Origin of the sequence: Microbacterium sp. Kw_RZR3 (assembly GCF_029222405.1) — a bacterium.
Classification (GTDB): Bacteria; Actinomycetota; Actinomycetes; order Actinomycetales; family Microbacteriaceae; genus Microbacterium.
In genome coordinates, this window is sequence record NZ_JARHXC010000318.1 from 1 (window position 1) to 19,256 (window position 19,256).

The 19,256-nt window shown below is 67.9% G+C and carries 16 protein-coding genes; 14 read left to right on the forward strand and 2 right to left on the reverse strand.

Features of this window, described 5'->3' with window-relative positions; genetic code table 11:
- Positions 1-17: 17 nt before the first annotated feature.
- The 5 genes from P2P98_RS17550 (at position 18) to P2P98_RS17570 (ending at position 7,067) form a co-directional block, all read left to right on the forward strand.
- Complete coding sequence (locus P2P98_RS17550; RefSeq protein ID WP_275801543.1) at positions 18-1,232, forward strand: MFS transporter; 1,215 nt, start codon at positions 18-20, stop codon at positions 1,230-1,232.
- A gap of 140 nt (positions 1,233-1,372) precedes the next feature.
- On the forward strand, positions 1,373-3,619 hold the full coding sequence (gene treS / locus P2P98_RS17555; RefSeq protein ID WP_275801558.1) for a maltose alpha-D-glucosyltransferase: 2,247 nt from the start codon (positions 1,373-1,375) through the stop codon (positions 3,617-3,619).
- 46 nt (positions 3,620-3,665) lie between these two features.
- Positions 3,666-4,214 (forward strand): GIY-YIG nuclease family protein, encoded by a 549-nt coding sequence (locus P2P98_RS17560; RefSeq protein WP_275801544.1) that lies wholly within the window; start codon positions 3,666-3,668, stop codon positions 4,212-4,214.
- 79 nt (positions 4,215-4,293) lie between these two features.
- Positions 4,294-5,913 carry a HAMP domain-containing sensor histidine kinase gene (locus tag P2P98_RS17565; protein ID WP_275801546.1) on the forward strand — a complete coding sequence of 540 codons (1,620 nt, stop codon included), beginning with the start codon at positions 4,294-4,296 and terminating at the stop codon, positions 5,911-5,913.
- Positions 5,910-7,067: a diguanylate cyclase gene (locus tag P2P98_RS17570; protein ID WP_275801547.1), complete on the forward strand. Its 1,158-nt coding sequence runs from the start codon at positions 5,910-5,912 to the stop codon at positions 7,065-7,067. The genes P2P98_RS17565 and P2P98_RS17570 overlap by 4 nt, the downstream gene beginning before the upstream one ends.
- Before the next feature lie 3 nt (positions 7,068-7,070).
- Here P2P98_RS17570 and P2P98_RS17575 read toward each other — a convergent pair whose 3' ends face one another.
- Positions 7,071-7,439 carry a response regulator gene (locus tag P2P98_RS17575; RefSeq protein ID WP_275801548.1) on the reverse strand — a complete coding sequence of 123 codons (369 nt, stop codon included), beginning with the start codon at positions 7,437-7,439 and terminating at the stop codon, positions 7,071-7,073.
- Positions 7,440-7,540: 101 nt separating this feature from the next.
- Here P2P98_RS17575 and coaE point away from each other — a divergent pair, with 101 nt between their 5' ends.
- From coaE to P2P98_RS17590, 3 genes are all read left to right on the forward strand, one after another.
- A complete protein-coding gene (gene coaE / locus P2P98_RS17580; RefSeq protein WP_275801549.1) occupies positions 7,541-8,143 on the forward strand; it encodes a dephospho-CoA kinase in 603 nt (200 codons plus the stop codon).
- 64 nt (positions 8,144-8,207) lie between these two features.
- A complete protein-coding gene (gene uvrB / locus P2P98_RS17585) occupies positions 8,208-10,277 on the forward strand; it encodes an excinuclease ABC subunit UvrB (RefSeq protein WP_058596842.1) in 2,070 nt (689 codons plus the stop codon).
- Positions 10,278-10,302: 25 nt separating this feature from the next.
- Positions 10,303-10,710 carry a VOC family protein gene (locus P2P98_RS17590; RefSeq protein ID WP_275801550.1) on the forward strand — a complete coding sequence of 136 codons (408 nt, stop codon included), beginning with the start codon at positions 10,303-10,305 and terminating at the stop codon, positions 10,708-10,710.
- 45 nt (positions 10,711-10,755) lie between these two features.
- Here the strand turns inward: P2P98_RS17590 and P2P98_RS17595 are convergent, their stop codons facing one another.
- The gene (locus P2P98_RS17595; RefSeq protein WP_275801551.1) at positions 10,756-10,992 is read right to left on the reverse strand and encodes a hypothetical protein; all 237 of its coding nucleotides are present in this window, start codon (positions 10,990-10,992) and stop codon (positions 10,756-10,758) included.
- Positions 10,993-11,028: 36 nt separating this feature from the next.
- Between P2P98_RS17595 and P2P98_RS17600 the strand changes: the two genes are divergently transcribed.
- The 6 genes from P2P98_RS17600 to P2P98_RS17625 all read left to right on the forward strand — a co-directional run.
- Positions 11,029-11,457: a MarR family transcriptional regulator gene (locus P2P98_RS17600; RefSeq protein WP_275801552.1), complete on the forward strand. Its 429-nt coding sequence runs from the start codon at positions 11,029-11,031 to the stop codon at positions 11,455-11,457.
- A 99-nt stretch (positions 11,458-11,556) separates the two neighbouring features.
- Complete coding sequence (gene uvrA, locus P2P98_RS17605; protein ID WP_275801553.1) at positions 11,557-14,526, forward strand: excinuclease ABC subunit UvrA; 2,970 nt, start codon at positions 11,557-11,559, stop codon at positions 14,524-14,526.
- A 3-nt stretch (positions 14,527-14,529) separates the two neighbouring features.
- Complete coding sequence (gene uvrC / locus P2P98_RS17610; protein WP_275801554.1) at positions 14,530-16,473, forward strand: excinuclease ABC subunit UvrC; 1,944 nt, start codon at positions 14,530-14,532, stop codon at positions 16,471-16,473.
- A gap of 29 nt (positions 16,474-16,502) precedes the next feature.
- Positions 16,503-17,381, forward strand: a complete 879-nt coding sequence (gene rapZ, locus P2P98_RS17615; RefSeq protein WP_275801555.1) for an RNase adapter RapZ — start codon at positions 16,503-16,505, stop codon at positions 17,379-17,381.
- A 47-nt stretch (positions 17,382-17,428) separates the two neighbouring features.
- Entirely contained in the window at positions 17,429-18,406 is a 978-nt protein-coding gene (whiA, locus tag P2P98_RS17620; RefSeq protein ID WP_058596649.1) for a DNA-binding protein WhiA, read from the forward strand.
- 231 nt (positions 18,407-18,637) lie between these two features.
- A partial coding sequence (locus P2P98_RS17625; RefSeq protein WP_275801556.1) for a superoxide dismutase occupies positions 18,638-19,256 on the forward strand: 619 nt, incomplete at its 3' end.

Sequence of the window (19,256 nt, forward strand, 5' to 3'; positions counted from 1 at the left end):
TGACTAGGGTCGAAGACGTGAGCGACTTTTCCGGCCATCAGCCCGGCAGTCGTGAGTATCGACGGCTCCTCCTGGGCCTGTTCTTCGGCGGCGTGGCCACCTTCGCGCAGCTCTACGCGACGCAGTCGGTTCTACCGGCGATCGCTCAAGATGTCGAGTCTGGTCCCGCCGGCGCCGCGCTGACCGTTTCGGCCGCGACGCTGGGACTTGCCGTCGCGGTCATCCCGTGGTCACTGGTCGCTGATCGAGTAGGTCGAGTTCCGGTCATGGCCCTCGGGCTCGTTGCGGCGACCGTTCTCGGGGCTGCGACCCCCTTCGCCCCGTCGCTCGACGTTCTTCTCGCCATACGCGTCCTCGAGGGTGCGGCCCTGGGGGCTGTGCCGGCGGTGGCCCTCGCCTACTTGAGCGAGGAGGTTTCTGCTCGACACGTCGCGGCAGCAGCGGGGTCATACATCGCGGGGACGACGGTCGGTGGCCTCTCAGGCCGGATCGTGGCGGGATGGATCGGCGAACTCGCGGGATGGCGGTGGGGGGTGGCATCCATTGTCCTTTTCTGCGCGGGGGCGGCGGTCGTCTTCGTGACTCTGGTGCCGAAGGCGCGGGGGTTCGTACCGGGGCGGATGCGGTCGGAGAGGGGGCCGTCCGTGCGTCGGCGCATCGGGCTCAATCTGCGGTCTCGCGCGCAGCTCGCTCTCTACGCGCAGGGCTTTCTGCTGATGGGAGCTTTCGTCGCCGTCTACAACTACCTCGGCTTTCGGCTCTCCGAGCCGCCGTTCGACATCGCTCCGAGTCTCGTGACGCTGCTCTTCCTCGCGTACCTGGCGGGGACGGTGTCGTCTCCTCGTGCCGGGATGTTGGCGGTCCGACTCGGCCGTCTGCCGGTGCTGCTCGGCAGCATCGGTGTCATGGCGGCCGGGGCGGCGGTGATGTTTCTGCCGGTGGTGCCGGCGGTCATCGTCGGCCTGGTGGCATTCACCGCGGGCTTCTTCGGCGCGCACGCCGTGGCATCCGGATGGACACCCGTCGCGGCTGACCCGGGGGCTCGCGCGCAAGCGTCGTCGCTCTACTACCTCGGCTACTACGCCGGATCGAGTCTGTTCGGGTGGGTCCTGGGAGTGGTCTTCTCCGGAGCCGGATGGGCGATGTTCCTCGCCGTGGTTCTGGCGATGTGCGCGATCGCGGCGGGCGTCGCGGCTCTCACCCTCCGGGCCCACGCGACCGGCACGCGATGAAGAGAGAACACGAAACTTTGGCGTGACGCCGGTTCGAGGTCAATGCCCACGTCCGATCTCGGCGTGACCGACTAGCGTCGGATGTGACGTGAGGGAGGTTCCGAGTGGACGATGCGGACGAGCGCACCGTGGTGGATGACGTGACGGACGCCGAGGTGCAGGAAGCGACCGACGAAACGGTCGAGACCGCCGCGGAGATCAGTTACGACGAGCAGCGCTATCCGGCGCGTCCTCGCCGCCTCCGCCCGCGCGACCAGTTCCGCGGAGGCACACTGCGGCGGTTCCTGACCGACCCGCGCAACGCGAACGGTGGCAATCCCTCCTACGTCGAGTGGCTCGTCCGGCAGTCCATGCTGAAGGACGCGGACGTGCTCAGCCGTCAGCTGTCGGGGCAACCGTCCATGTGGCGCAATCCGTACGCTCGCCCGGATGCCCGCCGGGCGATCGAGTCGACGGACGTGTGGTTCACCGCCTACCCGATCTCACTGATCACGAGGCCGGGGGAGTCGTTCCTCGATGCGCTCGGTGATGAGGCGCTGTGGGAAGCGTTCGAGTGGGTCGGGATCAACGGCATCCACACTGGACCGGTCAAGCGCGCGGGCGGCATCACGGGGTGGCAGGAGACACCGAGCGTCGACGGCCACTTCGACCGCATCAGCACGCAGATCGATCCCGATTTCGGAGACGAGAACGCCTTCCGACGCGTTGCCGACGTGGCGGACGCACACGGCGGGAGCGTCATCGATGACATCGTCCCGGGCCACACCGGCAAGGGCGCCGACTTCCGGCTCGCGGAGATGGCGTACAAGGACTATCCGGGCATCTACCACATGGTCGAGATCCCCCGCGAGGACTGGGGTCTGCTCCCCGAGGTCCCCGCGGGTCGTGACTCGGTCAACCTCGACGCCGAGACCGAGCGGGAGCTCAGCAAGCGCGGATACATCATCGGCGAGTTGCAGCGCGTGATCTTCTATACGCCCGGGGTCAAGGAGACCAACTGGAGCGCGACCGCACCGGTGCTGGGAACCGACGGCATGGAGCGACGATGGGTGTACCTCCATTACTTCAAGGAGGGGCAGCCCTCCATCAACTGGCTGGACCCGACGTTCGCGGGAATGCGCCTCGTGATCGGTGACGCTCTCCACTCCCTCGGTGATCTCGGGACGAGCGCCCTTCGGCTCGACGCCAACGGCTTCCTCGGCGTCGAGAAGAGCGCTGAGGGTCTGCCCGCGTGGTCGGAGGGCCACCCGCTCTCGCACGCGGCGAACCACATCATCGCCGGGATGGTGCGCAAGGTCGGCGGCTTCACGTTCCAGGAGCTCAACCTCACGATCGAGGACATCCGTGACACGGCGGCTGTCGGTGCGGATCTCTCCTACGATTTCGTCACTCGGCCGGGATACCACCACGCATTGGCGACGGCGAACACCGAATTCCTGCGGCTGGCCCTCACGACATCCCTCGAGATCGGCGTGGAGCCGGCGCAGCTCGTGCACGGCATGCAGAACCACGACGAGCTGACCTATGAGCTCGTGCACTGGGCGACGACCCACCACGACACGGTGTATCCGTTCCGGCACGGCGAGGCGACCGGAGCCGAGATCGCGGAGACGGTTCGCGCGGAACTCACCGAGAAGCTCACCGTGAACGCGGACTACAACCTGGTCTTCACCCAGAACGGGATCGCCTGCACGACCGCCTCGCTCATCGCGGCGACGCAGGGACGCGCGACACTGGCGGAGATCACCGACGACGACGTCCCTGCGATCCGCGACGCTCATCTGCTCCTGGCCAAGTACAACTCGTGGCAGCCGGGGGTGTTCGCCCTGTCGGGCTGGGATCTCACGGGCTCCCTGACGCTTCCCGCCGACGACGTGCGTCATCTCATCGCGTCGGGCGACACGCGGTGGATAGAGCGTGGAGCGCACGACCTGCTCGATGTCGCACCGGATGCCAGCGGTTCCGCCTCGGGGATGCCGCGCGCCCGCTCCCTGTACGGCTCGTTGACCGCACAGCAGAACGACTCCTCGTCGTTCCTCTCCGGTCTGCGCGACGTGTTGAGGATCCGTACCGAGAGCGGGATCGCGGTGGCATCCCAGGTGGACATCCCGCAGGTCGGTCACCCGAGCATGCTGGTCATGGTCCACCGTCTCGACGGGGGAGACCGTCGCCGCGAGGACGCTCCCTTGCAGATCACGGTTCTCAACTTCTCGGGTGAGACGATCGAGGGAACGGTACGGTCCGAGTGGCTGGTGCCCCAGAGCACGGCTGTCGACGCCGCCACGGGCGATGTCGTCGGTCGCGTCGACGAGCTACAGAGCTTCGCCCTCGAGCTCGCGCCCTACGCAGGACTCTTCCTGGTGATGGAGGATGCTCCCGCAGAGTGAGGATGCCGCCGGGAACGATGTCGGAGGCGACGTCTACGGTGAGGCCATGGCCTCCATCGTTTGCGTCGCCTCCGGCTGCGCGTCACCCGTCGAGGACGGGGCTCCGCTCGACCTCTGCGGTTGGCATCTCGCCGTGGCGGCGGACTGGGCGGGTTCACGCGATGGCGTCACCGACGTGCTGCCGTCGCCGTGCCGCCTCTGCGGCTCCCGGCTCGGTGTCCGGTGGCCGAGCGGATGGCTCTGCGCCGTCTGCGAATGGCGTGTCGGTGATGCGGTGGACGATGAGCTCCCCGCCCCACGCGTCGACGTCGTCTACTACCTCCGTTTCGAAGACCGGGTCAAGATCGGCACGACCTCGCAGCCTCGACATCGATTGCGAGCGATCTGGCACGACCAGCTGCTCGCGTTCGAGCGCGGCGACCGCCAGGTGGAACGTCGCAGGCACGAGCGGTTCGCGGACGAGCGTTTCGCGCGGACGGAGTGGTTCCGGCTGAGCGATGCCCTCTCATCTCACATCGACGAGCTGCGCGCCGGCGTCGACGACCCGTGGTCGCTGTTCGCACGGTGGGTGAGCGAAGCCACCGCGCGCCGCTGAGCGGCCAGAAGCCACCGCGCGACCCGCCGTATCGCGGGGAGGCGCGCGGTGAGCGGATGTGCGCGCTATGGTCAGGGCCATGCCGGGCACGTCACTCACCGAGCGACTCGGGATCCACCGAAGCATCCTCTCCAATCAGGCGCTTCTTCTTGCGGCGACCCTTCTCCTGGTGGTCTCGTCCTCGGTGCTCGGCCAGGTGCGCGACGTCGGGCTCTTCACCGTCTGCGTAACGGTGATCTTCGGGGGAGCCATCCTCGCGATCCTCGCCCCGTGGCGATCGCTGCCCTCGTGGGCTCTCGGGCTCGTGCCGGTCATCGACATGATCGCGATCGCCGCCCTGCGTGAGAGTGCTCCCCTCGCCGGTGTCGGTCTGCTCTGGGCCTTCCCCGCCATCTGGATCGGATCGACCTTCGGGGTCGGGGGAGTCGTCGCCGTTCTCATCGGCGTCTCCGCGATCGTTCTGTTCCAGCTCGTCAACGACGACGAACAACGCCTTACAGCGGCGACGTTCGTCTTGCCCTTCTCCGTCGTGGCGCTGTCGGCCCTGGCACACTCGACGGCGCGTCGGGCACGAGCGCAACGCGCCCTGCTCGAGAAGCAGTCGGCCGAGCTTCGTCGCTCCGTCGAGCGGGCGCGGCGGCAGGAAGACCTCGTCACCGAGGTGCTCGACGCCGTGGACTTCGGTGTCATCCGCGTCACCCGCGAGGGCGACCTCGCCGTGACGAACGAAGCTCACGCTCGGCTGCAAGCCACCGTGGACGTTCTGGGCGAGCCGATCGCGGCCTACGCTGCGGACGGCACCACCCCTGTCCCGCCGAACGAGACCCCCCTGGCCCGAGCGCGCGCCGGAGAACTGTTCGAGGGCGAGCTCGTCTGGTTCGGTGCGCCGGGACAGGACCGGCGTGCGTTGAGCGTCACGGCGCGACGACTGTCCTCGGGGACGGACGCGGATGAGAGCACGATCGTGGTCTCACGGGACGTGACGGCCGAGGAGCAGGCGCTGCGAGCGCGCGACGATCTCGTCGCCAGCGTCTCGCACGAACTCCGTACCCCGCTCACCTCGATCATCGGCTACCTCGATCTCGCTCTCGACGACCCCGGTATCGACGCGGAAACGCGCGATCGTCTGGAGGTCGCTGAGCGCAACGCCACGCGTTTGAGGGAGCTGGTCGCCGACATCCTGGCGATGTCCGCCTCCTCTCGCCAAGGTGCGGAGTTCGATCTCATTCCCGTGGACACCGACATCGCGACGATCGTTCGTGCGGCGGTGGAGTCCCAGCAGCCACGCGCGGCGGATCATGGCATCCGGATCGATTCGTCCGGGGTGAGACCCGGGATCGCGCACGTCGATCCGCGACGCTTGCGTCAGATCGTCGACAACCTCTTGTCGAACGCCATCAAGTACAACGTCCGCGGAGGGACGGTCACGGTCGCCGTGGAAATCGGCGCCACGTCCGTGCAGATCGCGGTCGCCGATGACGGGCCGGGAATCTCGCGGTCCGAGCAGGGGAGAGTCTTCGATCGCTTCTTCCGCGGCGATGCAGTGCGGAACTCGTCCACTCACGGCAGCGGGCTGGGGCTGGCGATCAGCCGCGACATCGTCCGCGCGCATGGAGGCGAGATCACGGTGAGCTCGGCCCTCGGCAGCGGCTCGACCTTCATCGTGCGCCTGCCGCGCAAGCAGGGGAGCGCGACATGATCCTCGATTCGGTGACTCTCCAAGTCGCTGCATTCCTCGTCATCCTCATCTCGGCGGTGATGTACGTCCTGGACACGCTCATGCTGAAAGACGGCAGCCCGGGCAGGTACTGGTCGGCCGCCTACCTGAGCGGCTGTCTCTCGGCCCTGTGCTACCTCATCGGGCTCGTCCTGCCCGGCGCATACATCGCCGTCGCGATCGGCAACGGGGTGTTCGTCGGGGCCACGGGGTTCATCTGGCTGGGTTGTCTTTCGTTCAACGGGCGGCCGATGCGCGTGCCCGTGATCGTCTGGGCCGCGGCGGTCGTGGCGGTGGCGGTCGCCGCCCTCGCGGCGGGTCCGGATGGGGGAACCTGGGCCGGCTCGGTGCCGTTCTTCCTGGGGAATGCGCTGTTCGGTGCGCTCGGTGCCATCGAGACCCGGCGCGGGGCCGTCCGTGGACGGTGGAGCGCCGGGGGACTGACCGTGATCATGGCGATCGAGTCGGTCTGGTTCGCGGCGCGGGCCGTGGTCTTCATCGCTCTCGGACCGGACAGTGCCCTTTTCCGTGCCGTCTTCGACACGCGCGTGGCGTCGCTCCTGACCATCGTCCTCGTCGTCGCGGCCGTCATCGTGACGTCGACCCTGCGGTCGAGCGAATCGGCCTTCCGCGGTCATGTCGCCGCTCGAAACCTGACGGTCGACGGTGACGGCATCCTGTTCCGCGATTCGTTCCGCGGGGCCTTGGGCATCCTGCTGACGCGGGCGCGTGCGGCGGAGGAGGATCCGTGCGTCGTCTGCCTGCGAATCGACGACCTCCGGCGCGTGGCCATGGCGTTCGGCCCCGAAGAAGCGGACGCCATTCTCCGCGCGTTTCGCGCGGCCGCCCGACGGCATGCTCCGACGATGGCCCTGGTTGGGGAGACGGACACGACCGGGATCACGGTGGCTTTCATCACGACGAGCGTCACCGACGTGAGCCGCGTTGCACGGTCGCTTCGCGATCGCGTCGTGGCCGATGTCGCGGCTCTCCAGACATCCGTCGCTCCCGTCGTGGGTGCGGGCGTCGCCCTCGCCGGCCAGGTCGGATTCGACGCCGAGCGGCTCATCGAAGCGGCGGATGCGGCGGCAGCGGAGGCGGTCCTGACGGGGCGGCAGCCGTTCGGGCTCGCCTGAGAGTCAATCGCCTTCGACGAGCATCCGCACGCGTTCGCGGAGCTCGCGAGGACGGAACGGCTTGGTGAGGTAATCGTCCGCGCCGGCGTCGCGGCCCTCCCGCTCCTCCGTCTCGTCGGCCCGGGCGCTCACCATGAGAATGCGCGTGTTGCTGAATCCACGGATGCGCCGCGCCGTTTCGAAGCCGTCGATACCCGGCATGCTGACGTCGAGGGTCGTCACCGCGGGGTCGTGACGAGCGACCAGCTCGATGCCGTCCAAGCCGCTGGACGCCGCGTGCACCACGTACCCCGCCTGCTCGAGGACAGCGACGACCAGCGACCGGATATCGGCATCATCTTCGATGACGACCGCGAGCATCGGGTTCGGCATGATCGGACTTCCGCGGGGTGGGGCGAGAAAGCCACTGCGCGGCTCCCCTCGAAATGCTAGACCACCGTTCGTGCTCGGCGGGTGTGTGGCATCCTCGACAGGTGCCCCTCCTCGCTCTCACCGGCGGCATCGCGTCGGGAAAATCGACCGTCGCCGCCATGCTCCGAGACCGCGGAGCTGTCGTCGTGGATGCCGACGCCATCGTGCGCGACGTGCAGGCCCCCGGGTCGCCCGTTCTCGCGTCGATCGTCGACGAGTTCGGCTCCGCCGTCCTGTCGGCCGACGGACAGCTCGACCGGCCGGCTCTGGGGGCGCTCGTGTTCGGTCATCCCGAGCGCCTCGCGGCACTGAACACGCTCGTCCACCCCGCTGTCCGACGCGAGTCGGAGCGGAGGTTCCGCGACGCTCTGGCGGCGGATCCTGCGGCGGTCGTCGTCTACGACGTCCCGCTGCTCGCCGAAGCGCGCGGCGGCGACTCGTGGGACCTGGTGGTCGTGACGCACGCGCCCGAGGAGCTTCGCGTCCGACGCCTCGTCGAGAATCGCGGGCTGAGCGAGGACGACGCCCGGGCGAGGATCAGGTCTCAGGTATCCGATGAGGATCGACTCGCGCTCGCGGATGTCGTGATCGACACGACCGCGGATGTGGCGGACACCCGGCGTCAGGTCGACGACCTCTGGCAGCGGATCGTGCCCTCGCACTGACGGCGTTCGTGGTGGGCGAACGCAAGCCGCCCCCGATGTCGGAGGCCCCGCCTACGCTGGAATCATGCAGGCCACGCGATCCGTTCGTCCCTTCGAGGTCATCAGCGAGTACAGCCCCTCCGGCGACCAGCCGCAGGCGATCGCCGACCTCGCCGCGCGCATCAACGCCGGTGAGACCGACGTCGTGCTCCTCGGCGCCACCGGCACCGGCAAGTCCGCTACGACCGCCTGGCTGGTGGAGCAGGTCCAGCGTCCGACACTCGTCCTGGCGCACAACAAGACCCTCGCGGCGCAGTTGGCGAACGAATTCCGCGAGCTTCTGCCGAACAACGCGGTCGAGTACTTCGTCTCGTACTACGACTACTACCAGCCAGAGGCGTACGTCCCCCAGACCGATACGTTCATCGAGAAGGACTCGTCGATCAACGCCGAGGTCGAGCGCCTGCGTCACTCGACGACGAATTCGCTCCTGTCGCGCCGCGACGTGGTGGTCGTGTCGACGGTGTCGTGCATCTACGGCCTGGGTGCGCCCGAAGAGTATCTGCGCGCGATGGTGGCTCTGCAGGTGGGGGAGCGTTACGACCGCGACGCGCTCATCCGCAAGTTCATCTCGATGCAGTACAACCGCAACGACGTCGATTTCTCGCGAGGCAATTTCCGCGTGCGCGGCGACACGATCGAGATCATCCCGGTGTACGAGGAGTACGCCATCCGTATCGAGATGTTCGGCGACGAGATCGAGGCGCTCTACACGCTGCACCCGCTGACGGGCGACGTCATCGAGAAGATGGATTCCGTCCCGATCTTCCCTGCGTCTCACTACGTCGCCGGCACGGAGACGGTCCAGCGCGCGATCGGCACCATCGAGCACGAGCTCGAAGAGCGTCTGAAAGAGTTCGAGTCGCAGGGCAAGCTGCTGGAGGCGCAGCGACTGCGCATGCGCACGACCTTCGACCTCGAGATGCTGCAGCAGCTCGGCTTCTGCTCCGGTATCGAGAACTACTCGCGGCACATGGACGGCCGCGTGGCGGGCGAGCCGCCGCACACGCTGCTCGACTTCTTCCCCGACGACTTCCTGCTCGTGATCGATGAGTCCCACGTGACGGTTCCCCAAATCGGTGCCATGTACGAGGGCGACGCGTCCCGGAAGCGCACCCTCGTCGAGCACGGGTTCCGGCTCCCGAGCGCGATGGACAATCGGCCCCTCCGCTGGGACGAGTTCAAAGAGCGCGTCGGACAGACCGTCTACCTCTCGGCGACGCCGGGGCGCTATGAGATGGGAATCGCCGACGGGGTGGTCGAGCAGATCATCCGACCGACCGGCCTCGTCGACCCCGAGATCATCGTCAAGCCGTCGAAGGGACAGATCGACGATCTCCTCGAAGAGATCCGTGTCCGGGTCGAACGAGACGAGCGCATCCTCGTCACGACACTGACGAAGAAGATGGCCGAGGAGCTCACCGACTTCCTCGGCGAGCACGGTGTCCGCGTCCGGTACCTGCACTCCGATGTCGACACCCTCCGCCGCGTGGAGCTTCTCACCGAGCTCCGCGCCGGTGTGTACGACGTGCTCGTCGGCATCAACCTCCTCCGTGAGGGTCTCGACCTTCCCGAGGTCTCGCTCGTCGCGATCCTCGACGCCGACAAGGAAGGCTTCCTGCGCAGCGGAACGTCGCTCATCCAGACCATCGGGCGCGCGGCCCGCAATGTGTCGGGCGAGGTGCACATGTACGCCGATAAGATCACCGATTCGATGCGCAACGCGATCGACGAAACCGAGCGCCGCCGCGAGAAGCAGATCGCCTACAACAAAGAGCACGGGATCGATCCCCAGCCTCTGCGCAAGAAGATCGCCGACATCACCGAGGTCCTGAACCGTGAGGCGACCGACACCAAGAAGCTCCTGTCGCGCAACGACAAGGGCGCCAAGGGCAAGTCGCCGACGCCGCAGCTCCGACGCACGGGTATCGCCGCCGAAGGGGCGGATCAGCTCGAGTCCACGATCGCTGACCTGACGCAGCAGATGCTCGCCGCCGCCGCCGAGCTGAAGTTCGAGCTTGCCGGGCGGCTGCGTGACGAGGTGCAGGATCTCAAGAAGGAGCTCCGAGCGATGGAGCGGGCCGGACACGCCTGATCGGGGGACCGAGATGCAGCAGCGCATGACGCTCGTGACGCTCGGTGTCGGAGACCTCGGCAGGGCGATCGCCTTCTCCTCGAGTCTCGGGTGGACGCCACATCCGACGTCCGTCGAGGGCGAGGTGGCGTTCTTTGATCTCGGCGGAATGGTGCTTGCGCTGTGGGACCGACACAAGCTCGCCGCGGACTCCGGCGTTTCAGACAGCGGCGGGTGGGGAGGCGTGACGCTCGCGCACAACGTCCGTGACAGCGAAGAGGTCGAAGCGATCCTCGGAGCTGCGGTCGCGGTGGGGGCGAGGCTCGCCCGGGCGGGGGCGGCGACACCCTGGGGCGGTTACTCCGGGGTCTTCGTCGACCCCGACGGCCATCCGTGGGAGGTTGCCGTCAACCCCGGCTGGCCGCTCGATGAGGACGGTCGTCCCCGGCTCTGACCAGCGGCTGTCGAGCGGCCGGTGCTCTGCCGACCCGCGAACCCCTCAAGGGCAGTGGAGGAGGGGCTTCGGCCCGGTCCGATCGACGGAGTGCTCCGCCATCGCGTGTCCGCAGAGCGGGCAGGGACGTCCGCTGCGGACAGGCTCCGGCTCGGTGTCGTAGGGGCCGACCGATGCCGGGCCCGCGACGCGGATCAGCCGAGAGTTGAGGTACTGGTACCAGCCGCCGGCTTCGCGCACGCGGTCGCGCAACGGCGGCCGATCGGCATCCTTTCGTGTCATGATTATTAGTGTACTAACTATTTTGAGAGAGGGCGCATGGACGATCTGCTCAAGCTGGAGAATCAGGTGTGCTTCGCGCTGGTCACCGCTGCGCGCAACGTGGTGTCGATCTATCGCCCGGTGCTCGAGCCCCTGGGCCTGACGCACCCCCAGTACCTCGTGATGCTGGCACTGTGGGAGGAGGCTCCGCGATCGCTCGGCGCCCTGGCGGCGGAGCTGGCGATGGAACCGGCCACCCTGTCGCCGTTGGTGAAGCGCCTGGAGGCGCAAGGGCGGGTGGTACGCACCCGCCGTGCCGACGACGAGCGGATGCTCGACATCGCCCTCACGGAGGAGGGTGCGGCGCTGCGCGCCGCGGCGCTCGAGGTGCCCGGAAAGATCATGGCGCGCGTCGGCATCGACGAACACGCGCTCGTTGCTCTCCGTGACGGGCTGGCGCCATTCGCCGGTCGGCCCCGCGACTGACATCGATCTCGAGGGGCCCCCAGGGCGAGAACCTTCGCACATCCGTGCGCCCCGGGCGAACCCGGGACCGATGTCGGAGGCCCGACCTAGACTTAACAGGTGCCCATCGTTCCCGTCGTACCCGCCCCGTCCTCGGCCCCTTCCGGCTCCAGCGGAAAGCTCAGCGTCCGTGGCGCTCGCGTCCACAACCTGAAGGACGTCGACCTCGACATCCCCCGTGATTCGCTCGTCGTCTTCACCGGCCTTTCGGGTTCAGGTAAGTCGAGCCTCGCGTTCGACACGATCTTCGCCGAGGGCCAGCGTCGCTACGTCGAGTCGCTGAGCGCGTACGCGCGCCAATTCCTCGGACAGGTCGATCGCCCCGACGTCGACTTCATCGAAGGGCTCAGCCCCGCAGTCTCGATCGACCAGAAGTCGACCAACCGCAACCCCCGGTCGACGGTCGGCACGATCACCGAGATCCACGACTACATGCGCCTCCTGTGGGCGCGCATCGGTGTGCCGCACTGTCCCGAGTGCGGTGCGCGGATCCAGCGGCAGACCGTCCAGCAGATCGCCGACCAGCTCATGGAACTGCCGGAGCGCACTCGCTATCAGATCGTCGCTCCCGTCGTGACGCAGAAGAAGGGCGAGTTCGTCGACCTGTTCAAGGAGCTGAGCGCGAAGGGCTACGCGCGCGCCGTGGTCGACGGCGAGCTCGTCCAGCTCTCCGAGCCGCCCACGCTGAAGAAGAGCTACAAGCACGACATCGCCGTGGTGGTCGACCGGCTGGTGGCATCCGGTGACAACCTCAGCCGGGTGACCGACTCGGTCGAGACCGCCATGGGCCTTGCCGGCGGCATCATGCAGGTGAACTTCGTCGACGAAGAGGGCGACGACGCCTGGCAGTCGTTCTCCGAGAAGCTCGCGTGTCCGAACGGGCACCCGCTGCAGCTCACCGAGATCGAGCCGCGTACCTTCTCATTCAACGCTCCGTTCGGCGCGTGTCCCGTGTGCTCGGGCCTCGGCACGCGCATGTCGGTCGATGTCGACCTGATGCTGGGCGACGAAGAGCTGTCGATCCGCGACGGTGCGATCCTGCCGTGGACCACGCAGGGCAAGGGCCTGTTCCAGTACTACGAGCGGCTGCTCGAGGGTCTCGCCCGCGACCTGGACTTCTCGCTCGACACTCCGTGGAAAGACCTCTCGCACGACGTGCAGCAGGCGGTGCTGCGCGGAGAGAACTACAAGGTCACGGTCAAGTGGAAGAACCGCTACGGCCGCGAGATGCGCTACTCGTCCGGCTTCGAGGGCGTCGTCCCCTACATCGAGCGTCAGTATCTCCAGGCCGAGTCCGACGCGCAGCGCCAGCGGTGGTCGGAGTACCTTCGCGAGGTGCCGTGTGCGGTGTGCGACGGCGACCGCCTGAAGCCCGAGGTGCTCGCGGTGCTCGTCGACAACACGTCGATCGCGGCAGCGTCGCGTATGAGCCTGGCCGACGCGCGCGAGTTCTTCTCGAAGCTCACGCTGACCGACCGCGAGGCGACCATCGCCGCGGCGGTGCTGCGCGAGATCCGCGCGCGCCTCGACTTCCTGCTGCAGGTAGGCCTCAACTACCTCAGCCTCGGTCGCGCCGCCGGCACCCTGTCGGGCGGTGAGGCGCAGCGCATCCGCCTCGCCACGCAGATCGGCTCCGGCTTGACCGGCGTGCTCTACGTGCTCGACGAGCCCTCGATCGGTCTGCACCAGCGTGACAACCGTCGCCTCATCCAGACGCTCGAGACCTTGCGCGACCTCGGCAACACGCTGATCGTCGTCGAGCACGACGAAGAGACCATCCACGCGGCCGACTGGGTCGTCGACATCGGCCCTCGGGCCGGGGTCGATGGAGGAAACGTCGTGCATTCCGGGCCGCTCGCCGAGCTCCTGGACGACGAGCGGTCCCTCACCGGCGCGTACCTCTCGGGCCGCCGCGCGATCGAGGCGCCGAAGAAGCGGCGCAAGATCGACAAGAAGCGTCAGGTCACCGTCGTGGGTGCCCGCGAGAACAACCTGCAGAACGTCACGGTCGACTTCCCCCTCGGGGTGCTGACGTCGGTGACCGGCGTGAGCGGTTCCGGCAAATCGACGCTGGTGAACGGCATCCTGTACGAGGTCCTCGCCTCAAAGCTCAACGGGGCACGCCGCGTACCGGGTAAGCACACCCGCGTCACGGGTCTCGACAACCTCGACAAGGTCGTTCACGTCGACCAGGCGCCGATCGGTCGCACCCCGCGCTCGAACCCGGCCACCTATACGGGTGTGTTCGACCGTATCCGGAGCCTGTTCGCCGAGACGCCCGAGGCGAAGGTGCGCGGCTATCAGGCCGGGCGCTTCAGCTTCAACGTCAAGGGCGGTCGCTGCGAGGCCTGTTCGGGTGACGGCACGCTGAAGATCGAGATGAACTTCCTTCCCGACGTCTACGTCGACTGCGAGGTGTGCCACGGCAAGCGGTACAACCGCGACACGCTCTCGGTGCACTACAAGGGCAAGAACATCGCCGAGGTGCTCGAGATGCCGATCTCGGAGGCCGCGGAGTTCTTCGAGCCCATCCAGGCGATCCACCGTTACCTCAAGACCCTCGTCGACGTCGGCCTGGGGTACGTGCGTCTGGGACAGTCGGCGACGACGCTGTCGGGCGGCGAGGCGCAGCGCGTCAAGCTCGCCACCGAACTCCAGCGTCGCAGCAACGGGCGATCGATCTACGTGCTAGACGAGCCGACCACGGGTCTGCACTTCGAAGACGTCTCGCTGCTGTTGAAGGTGTTGAACGGACTCGTCGACAAGGGCAACACGGTCATCGTCATCGAGCACAACCTCGACGTCATCAAGAGCAGCGACTGGGTCATCGACCTCGGCCCCGAGGGCGGTGCCGGCGGCGGCACGATCGTCGCCACCGGCACCCCCGAGCAGGTCGCCAAGGTCGAGGGGAGCCACACGGGAGCTTTCCTCGCCGAGCTTCTCGAGACGGGACGCACGGGGACGCAACGCAACACGACGGCCCCGGTCGAGGTCGCTCGGGAGCCGGAGCTGGCCGGCCAGGGGGCCTGAGCCGTGGCATCCCGAGAACGGGTGTCGCACCTGCCGTACCGGCCGAAGCCGGGCGAGATCCCCACGAACCCGGGGGTCTACCGATTCCGCGATGCCGAGGGGAGAGTGCTCTACGTCGGCAAGGCCAAGAACCTCCGGGCGCGCCTGTCGAACTACTTCGCCCCCCTGCATTCGCTGCACGAGCGCACGCGCCGCATGGTGACCACCGCGGCGAGCGTCGAGTGGACGGTCGTCCCGAGCGACGTCGACTCGCTCCAGCTCGAGTACATGTGGATCAAGGAGTTCGATCCGCCGTTCAACGTGAGGTACAAGGACGACAAGTCGTACCCCTACATGGCGATCACCCTCGCCGATGAGGCCCCTCGCGTCATCGTGACGCGCAATCACAAGATCCGCGGGGCCAAGTACTTCGGGCCGTACCCGAAGGTGTGGGCCGTCCACGACACCATCGACCTGATGATCAAGGTCTTCCCGATCCGCACGTGCAGCGACTCGTCGTACAAGAAGGCGATGCAGTCGGGACGGCCGTGCTTCCCCGGGCAGATCGGGCGTTGCGGCGGACCCTGCTCGATGAAGGTGACCATCGAGGAGCACCGCGCGATCGTCGACGACTTCGTCGCCTTCATGTCGGGCGGCGATCAGCGCTTCGCCAAGCAGCTGACCGCCCGCATGAAGGAGGCGTCCGCGGCGATGGACTACGAGTCGGCCGCTCTGTACCGCGACCGCCTGCAGGCAATCGAGGCCGTGCTCGGCAAGAGTGCCCTCGTGCTGGCATCCGACACCGACGCCGACCTGTTCGGTATCGCCGAGGACGAGCTCGCGGCGACCGTGCAGCACTTCGTCGTCCGGGGAGGCCGCGTGCGCGGCGTCCGCGCGACGACGATCGAGAAAGAGATCGACATCTCGGGTGCCGACCTCGTCGACCAGGTGCTGCAGCGCACCTATGGAGATGCGGATGCCACCGACATCCCGCGCCAAGTGCTCGTGCCCGAGCTGCCCGACGATGCCCCGCAGCTCGAGGCGTGGCTCCGGGAGCGTCGTGGTCGCCCGGTCACGCTGCAGGTCGCGCAGCGCGGACGCAAGGCCGAGCTCCTGAAGACCGCGACGCTGAACGCGCAGCAGGCGCTCATGCTGCACAAGACCCGGCGGACCAGTGACTACGTGGCTCGATCGCAGGCCCTCACCGACCTCCAGGAGGCGCTCGGGCTCACCGAGGCGCCGCTGCGCATCGAGTGCTTCGACGTCTCGCACCTCTCCGGCACGAATGTCGTGGCATCCATGGTCGTGTTCGAGGACGGCCTCCCGCGCAAGGATCAGTACCGGTCCTTCGGGGTGGCGGAGACGACGGACGACACCGATTCGATGTACCAGGTGCTCACCCGACGGCTCGCGTACCTCGACCGGCCCGAAGAGAACGAGCCCGAGACGATCGGGGGAGCGATCGTCGCCGCTCCGGACTCTGCGGAAGCGACCGCCGACGGCGAGGTGGTCACGGCGCGCAAGCGACCGCGCTTCGCTTATCGGCCCCAGCTGCTGGTGGTCGACGGCGGGCAGCCGCAGGTCGCCGCCGCCGCACGGGCGCTCGCCGATGCGGGACACGAAGAGATCGCGCTCTGCGGCATCGCGAAACGCCTCGAAGAGGTCTGGCTGCCCGGGGAGGAGTACCCGGTGATCCTGCCGCGCACGTCGGAGGCGCTGTACCTGCTGCAGCGCCTGCGCGACGAGGCGCACCGGTTCGCCATCGTCCACCAGCGCAAACGGCGTAAGCGCGACATCACGAGCGTGCTGGCCGAGGTCCCCGGTCTCGGCGACACCAGGATCAAGGCACTGCTTCGGCATTTCGGCTCGGTCACGGCTCTCAAGAACGCCACGCCCGACGAGATCACGGCGCTTCCCGGTATCGGTCCGGCTCTGGCCGAGGCGATCCACGCGCACCTGTCTCGATAGGCTGGATACGACGACGGGAGGCGACCGCGATGGAACCGGGGCGTGACGAACCAGGGGACGTGCTGATCGTCACGGGCATGTCGGGAGCCGGTCGCTCGACCGTGGCGAACGCCCTCGAAGACCTCGACTGGTACGTCGTCGACAACCTCCCCCCGCAGATGCTGCGCCCTCTGCTCGAGCTTGCAGAATTGGCCGGTGGGGCCGTGCCGAAGGTCGCGGTGGTGGTGGATGTGCGCGGGCGCACGCTGTTCAGTGACCTGCCCGAAGCGCTGCGGTCGTTGCAGGCCGGTCGTCAAGTGCGGCTGGTGTTCCTCGACGCCTCCGATGCGGTGCTCGTCCGGCGGTTCGAAGCCGTCCGCCGTCCGCACCCGCTGCAGGGGGAGGGGACGATCCTCGACGGTATCCGCCGCGAACGCGACCGCCTCGCCCCGGTACGGGAAGCGGCCGACATCGTCATCGACACGTCGATGTTCAATGTGCACCAGCTGTCTCTGCGCGCGGTGCAACTCTTCGGTGAAGAGGGAGCGGCGCGTCACACCGTGACGCTGATGAGCTTCGGTTTCAAGTACGGGCTGCCGCCCGACGTCGATCTGGTCGCGGACATGAGGTTCCTGCCGAACCCGTTCTGGAACGAGGAGCTGCGCCCGCTCACGGGAGAAGATCCCGCCGTGCGGGCGAACGTCCTGGGGCAGGAGGGAGCCACGGAATTCCTCGAGGCGTATGCGGCGGCGCTGCGCCCGGTGCTCGAGGGATACCAGCGCGAGAACAAGCGCCACTCGGTCGTGGCCATCGGGTGCACGGGCGGGAAGCACCGGTCGGTGGTCATGTCCCGTGAGCTGGCTGAGCGTTTGGAGGAGATCCCGGGGGTGGCCGTTCGCGTGGCTCACCGCGACCTCGGCCGCGAGTAGGCTGTACCCTCGTCCCCCGCCCCCACCCCCCCGAACCGAGGAGTACCGTGCCGCTGACCGCCGACGTGAAGGCCGAGCTCATCACCGTCCGCGACCCGCGCCCCACCGCGCGCGTCGCGGAGCTCACGGCCATCCTGCGCTTCTCCGGCGGACTGCACTCCATCGCCAATCGCGTCGCGGTGGAGGCCGAGCTCGACTCCGATGTCCTCGCCCGCCGCGTCGCCCGCGACCTCGTCGAGCTGTACGGCGTCCGTCCCGAACTTCACCACGTGCAGGGATCCGGCGGGCGCACGGGCGGCTACTACGCGGTGCGCGTCATCGAGGCGGGCGAGACGCTCGCGCGCCAGACCGGCCTCCTCGACCAGCGCCGTCGTCCCGTTCGCGGACTCCCGAACAAGCTCACGACCGGATCGCGCCCCGACCTGAGCGCGATCTGGCGCGGCGCCTTCCTCGCGAGCGGCTCGCTGAGCGATCCCGGCCGCTCCGCAGCGCTCGAGATCTCGTGCCCCTCGTCCGAGGCGGCGATGGCGCTCGTCGGTGCGGGTCACCGCATCGGCATCCCCGCGAAGGCTCGCGAGGTGCGCGGAGTCCCGCGCGTCGTCGTCCGCGACGGCGAGGCGATCCGCGGTGCGCTCTACGAGATGGGCGCTCGTCGCACGGCGGGGGAGTGGGATCAGATGCGCCAGCGCCGCGAGGTGCGCGCGGGCGTCAACCGTCTTGTGAACTTCGACGACGCCAACCTCCGTCGCTCCGCGCAAGCCGCGGTGGCCGCCTGTGCCCGCGTCGAGCGCGCCCTCGAGATCCTCGGTGACGAGGTGCCCGAGCACCTCCAGCAGGCGGGTGAGCTCCGCCTCGCTCACCGCGACGCGAGCCTCGACGAGCTCGGTCACCACGCCGATCCGCCCCTGACGAAGGACGCCGTCGCCGGCCGCATCCGCCGCCTGCTGGCCATGGCCGACAAGAAGGCCGAAGTCGAGGGCATTCCCGGCACCGAAGCCGCTGTTCCCGTCGGCATCGAGGGCTGAGCGCGCGTCGAGTTCTCGCGGCACGCAGGGCGTCGGATGCCACGCCTCCGGCATCCGTCATCATCCGCGTTGCGGTCGTGCGACGCGCCCGGGAGACCTATCTTCCGTCATGCGGGGAAGCAACCCCGTGGGTGCGGCGTTACCCGTCACTAGGATGAAAAAGTCACCCTCGCTGCACGCCGTTTCTCGCGTTGAGGCGTCCGTGCGGCGACCGATCCGGAAGTAGAGACCATGGCGAAGTACACACTGCCCGAACTCCCCTACGACTACGCCGCGCTGGAGCCGCACATCAGTGCGACGATCATGGAGCTGCACTACAGCAAGCACCACCAGACGTACGTGAACGGCGCGAACGCCACCCTCGACCTGCTCGCGGAAGCGCGTGAGAAGGGCGACTTCGCCAACATCAACCGCCTGCAGAAGGATCTCGCCTTCAACCTCGGCGGCCACACGAACCACTCGATCTTCTGGACGAACCTCTCGCCCAACGGCGGCGACAAGCCGACCGGCGACCTCGAGGCCGCGATCGACGACCAGTTCGGTTCGTTCGACGCCTTCCGGGCGCAGTTCACGGCCGCGGCCCTCGGCGTGCAGGGTTCGGGCTGGGCGGGTCTGTTCTGGGACTCGATCGGCCAGAACCTGCTCATCCAGCAGTTCTTCGACCAGCAGGGCCAGATCGTCGCCGGCACCGTGCCGCTGCTGCTGCTCGACGTCTGGGAGCACGCCTACTACCTCGACTACAAGAACGTCCGCGCCGACTACGTGAAGGCGTTCTGGAACATCGCGAACTGGGCCGACGCTCAGGAGCGCTTCGCCGCTGCCCGTGAGAAGACCACGGGTCTGCTGGTAC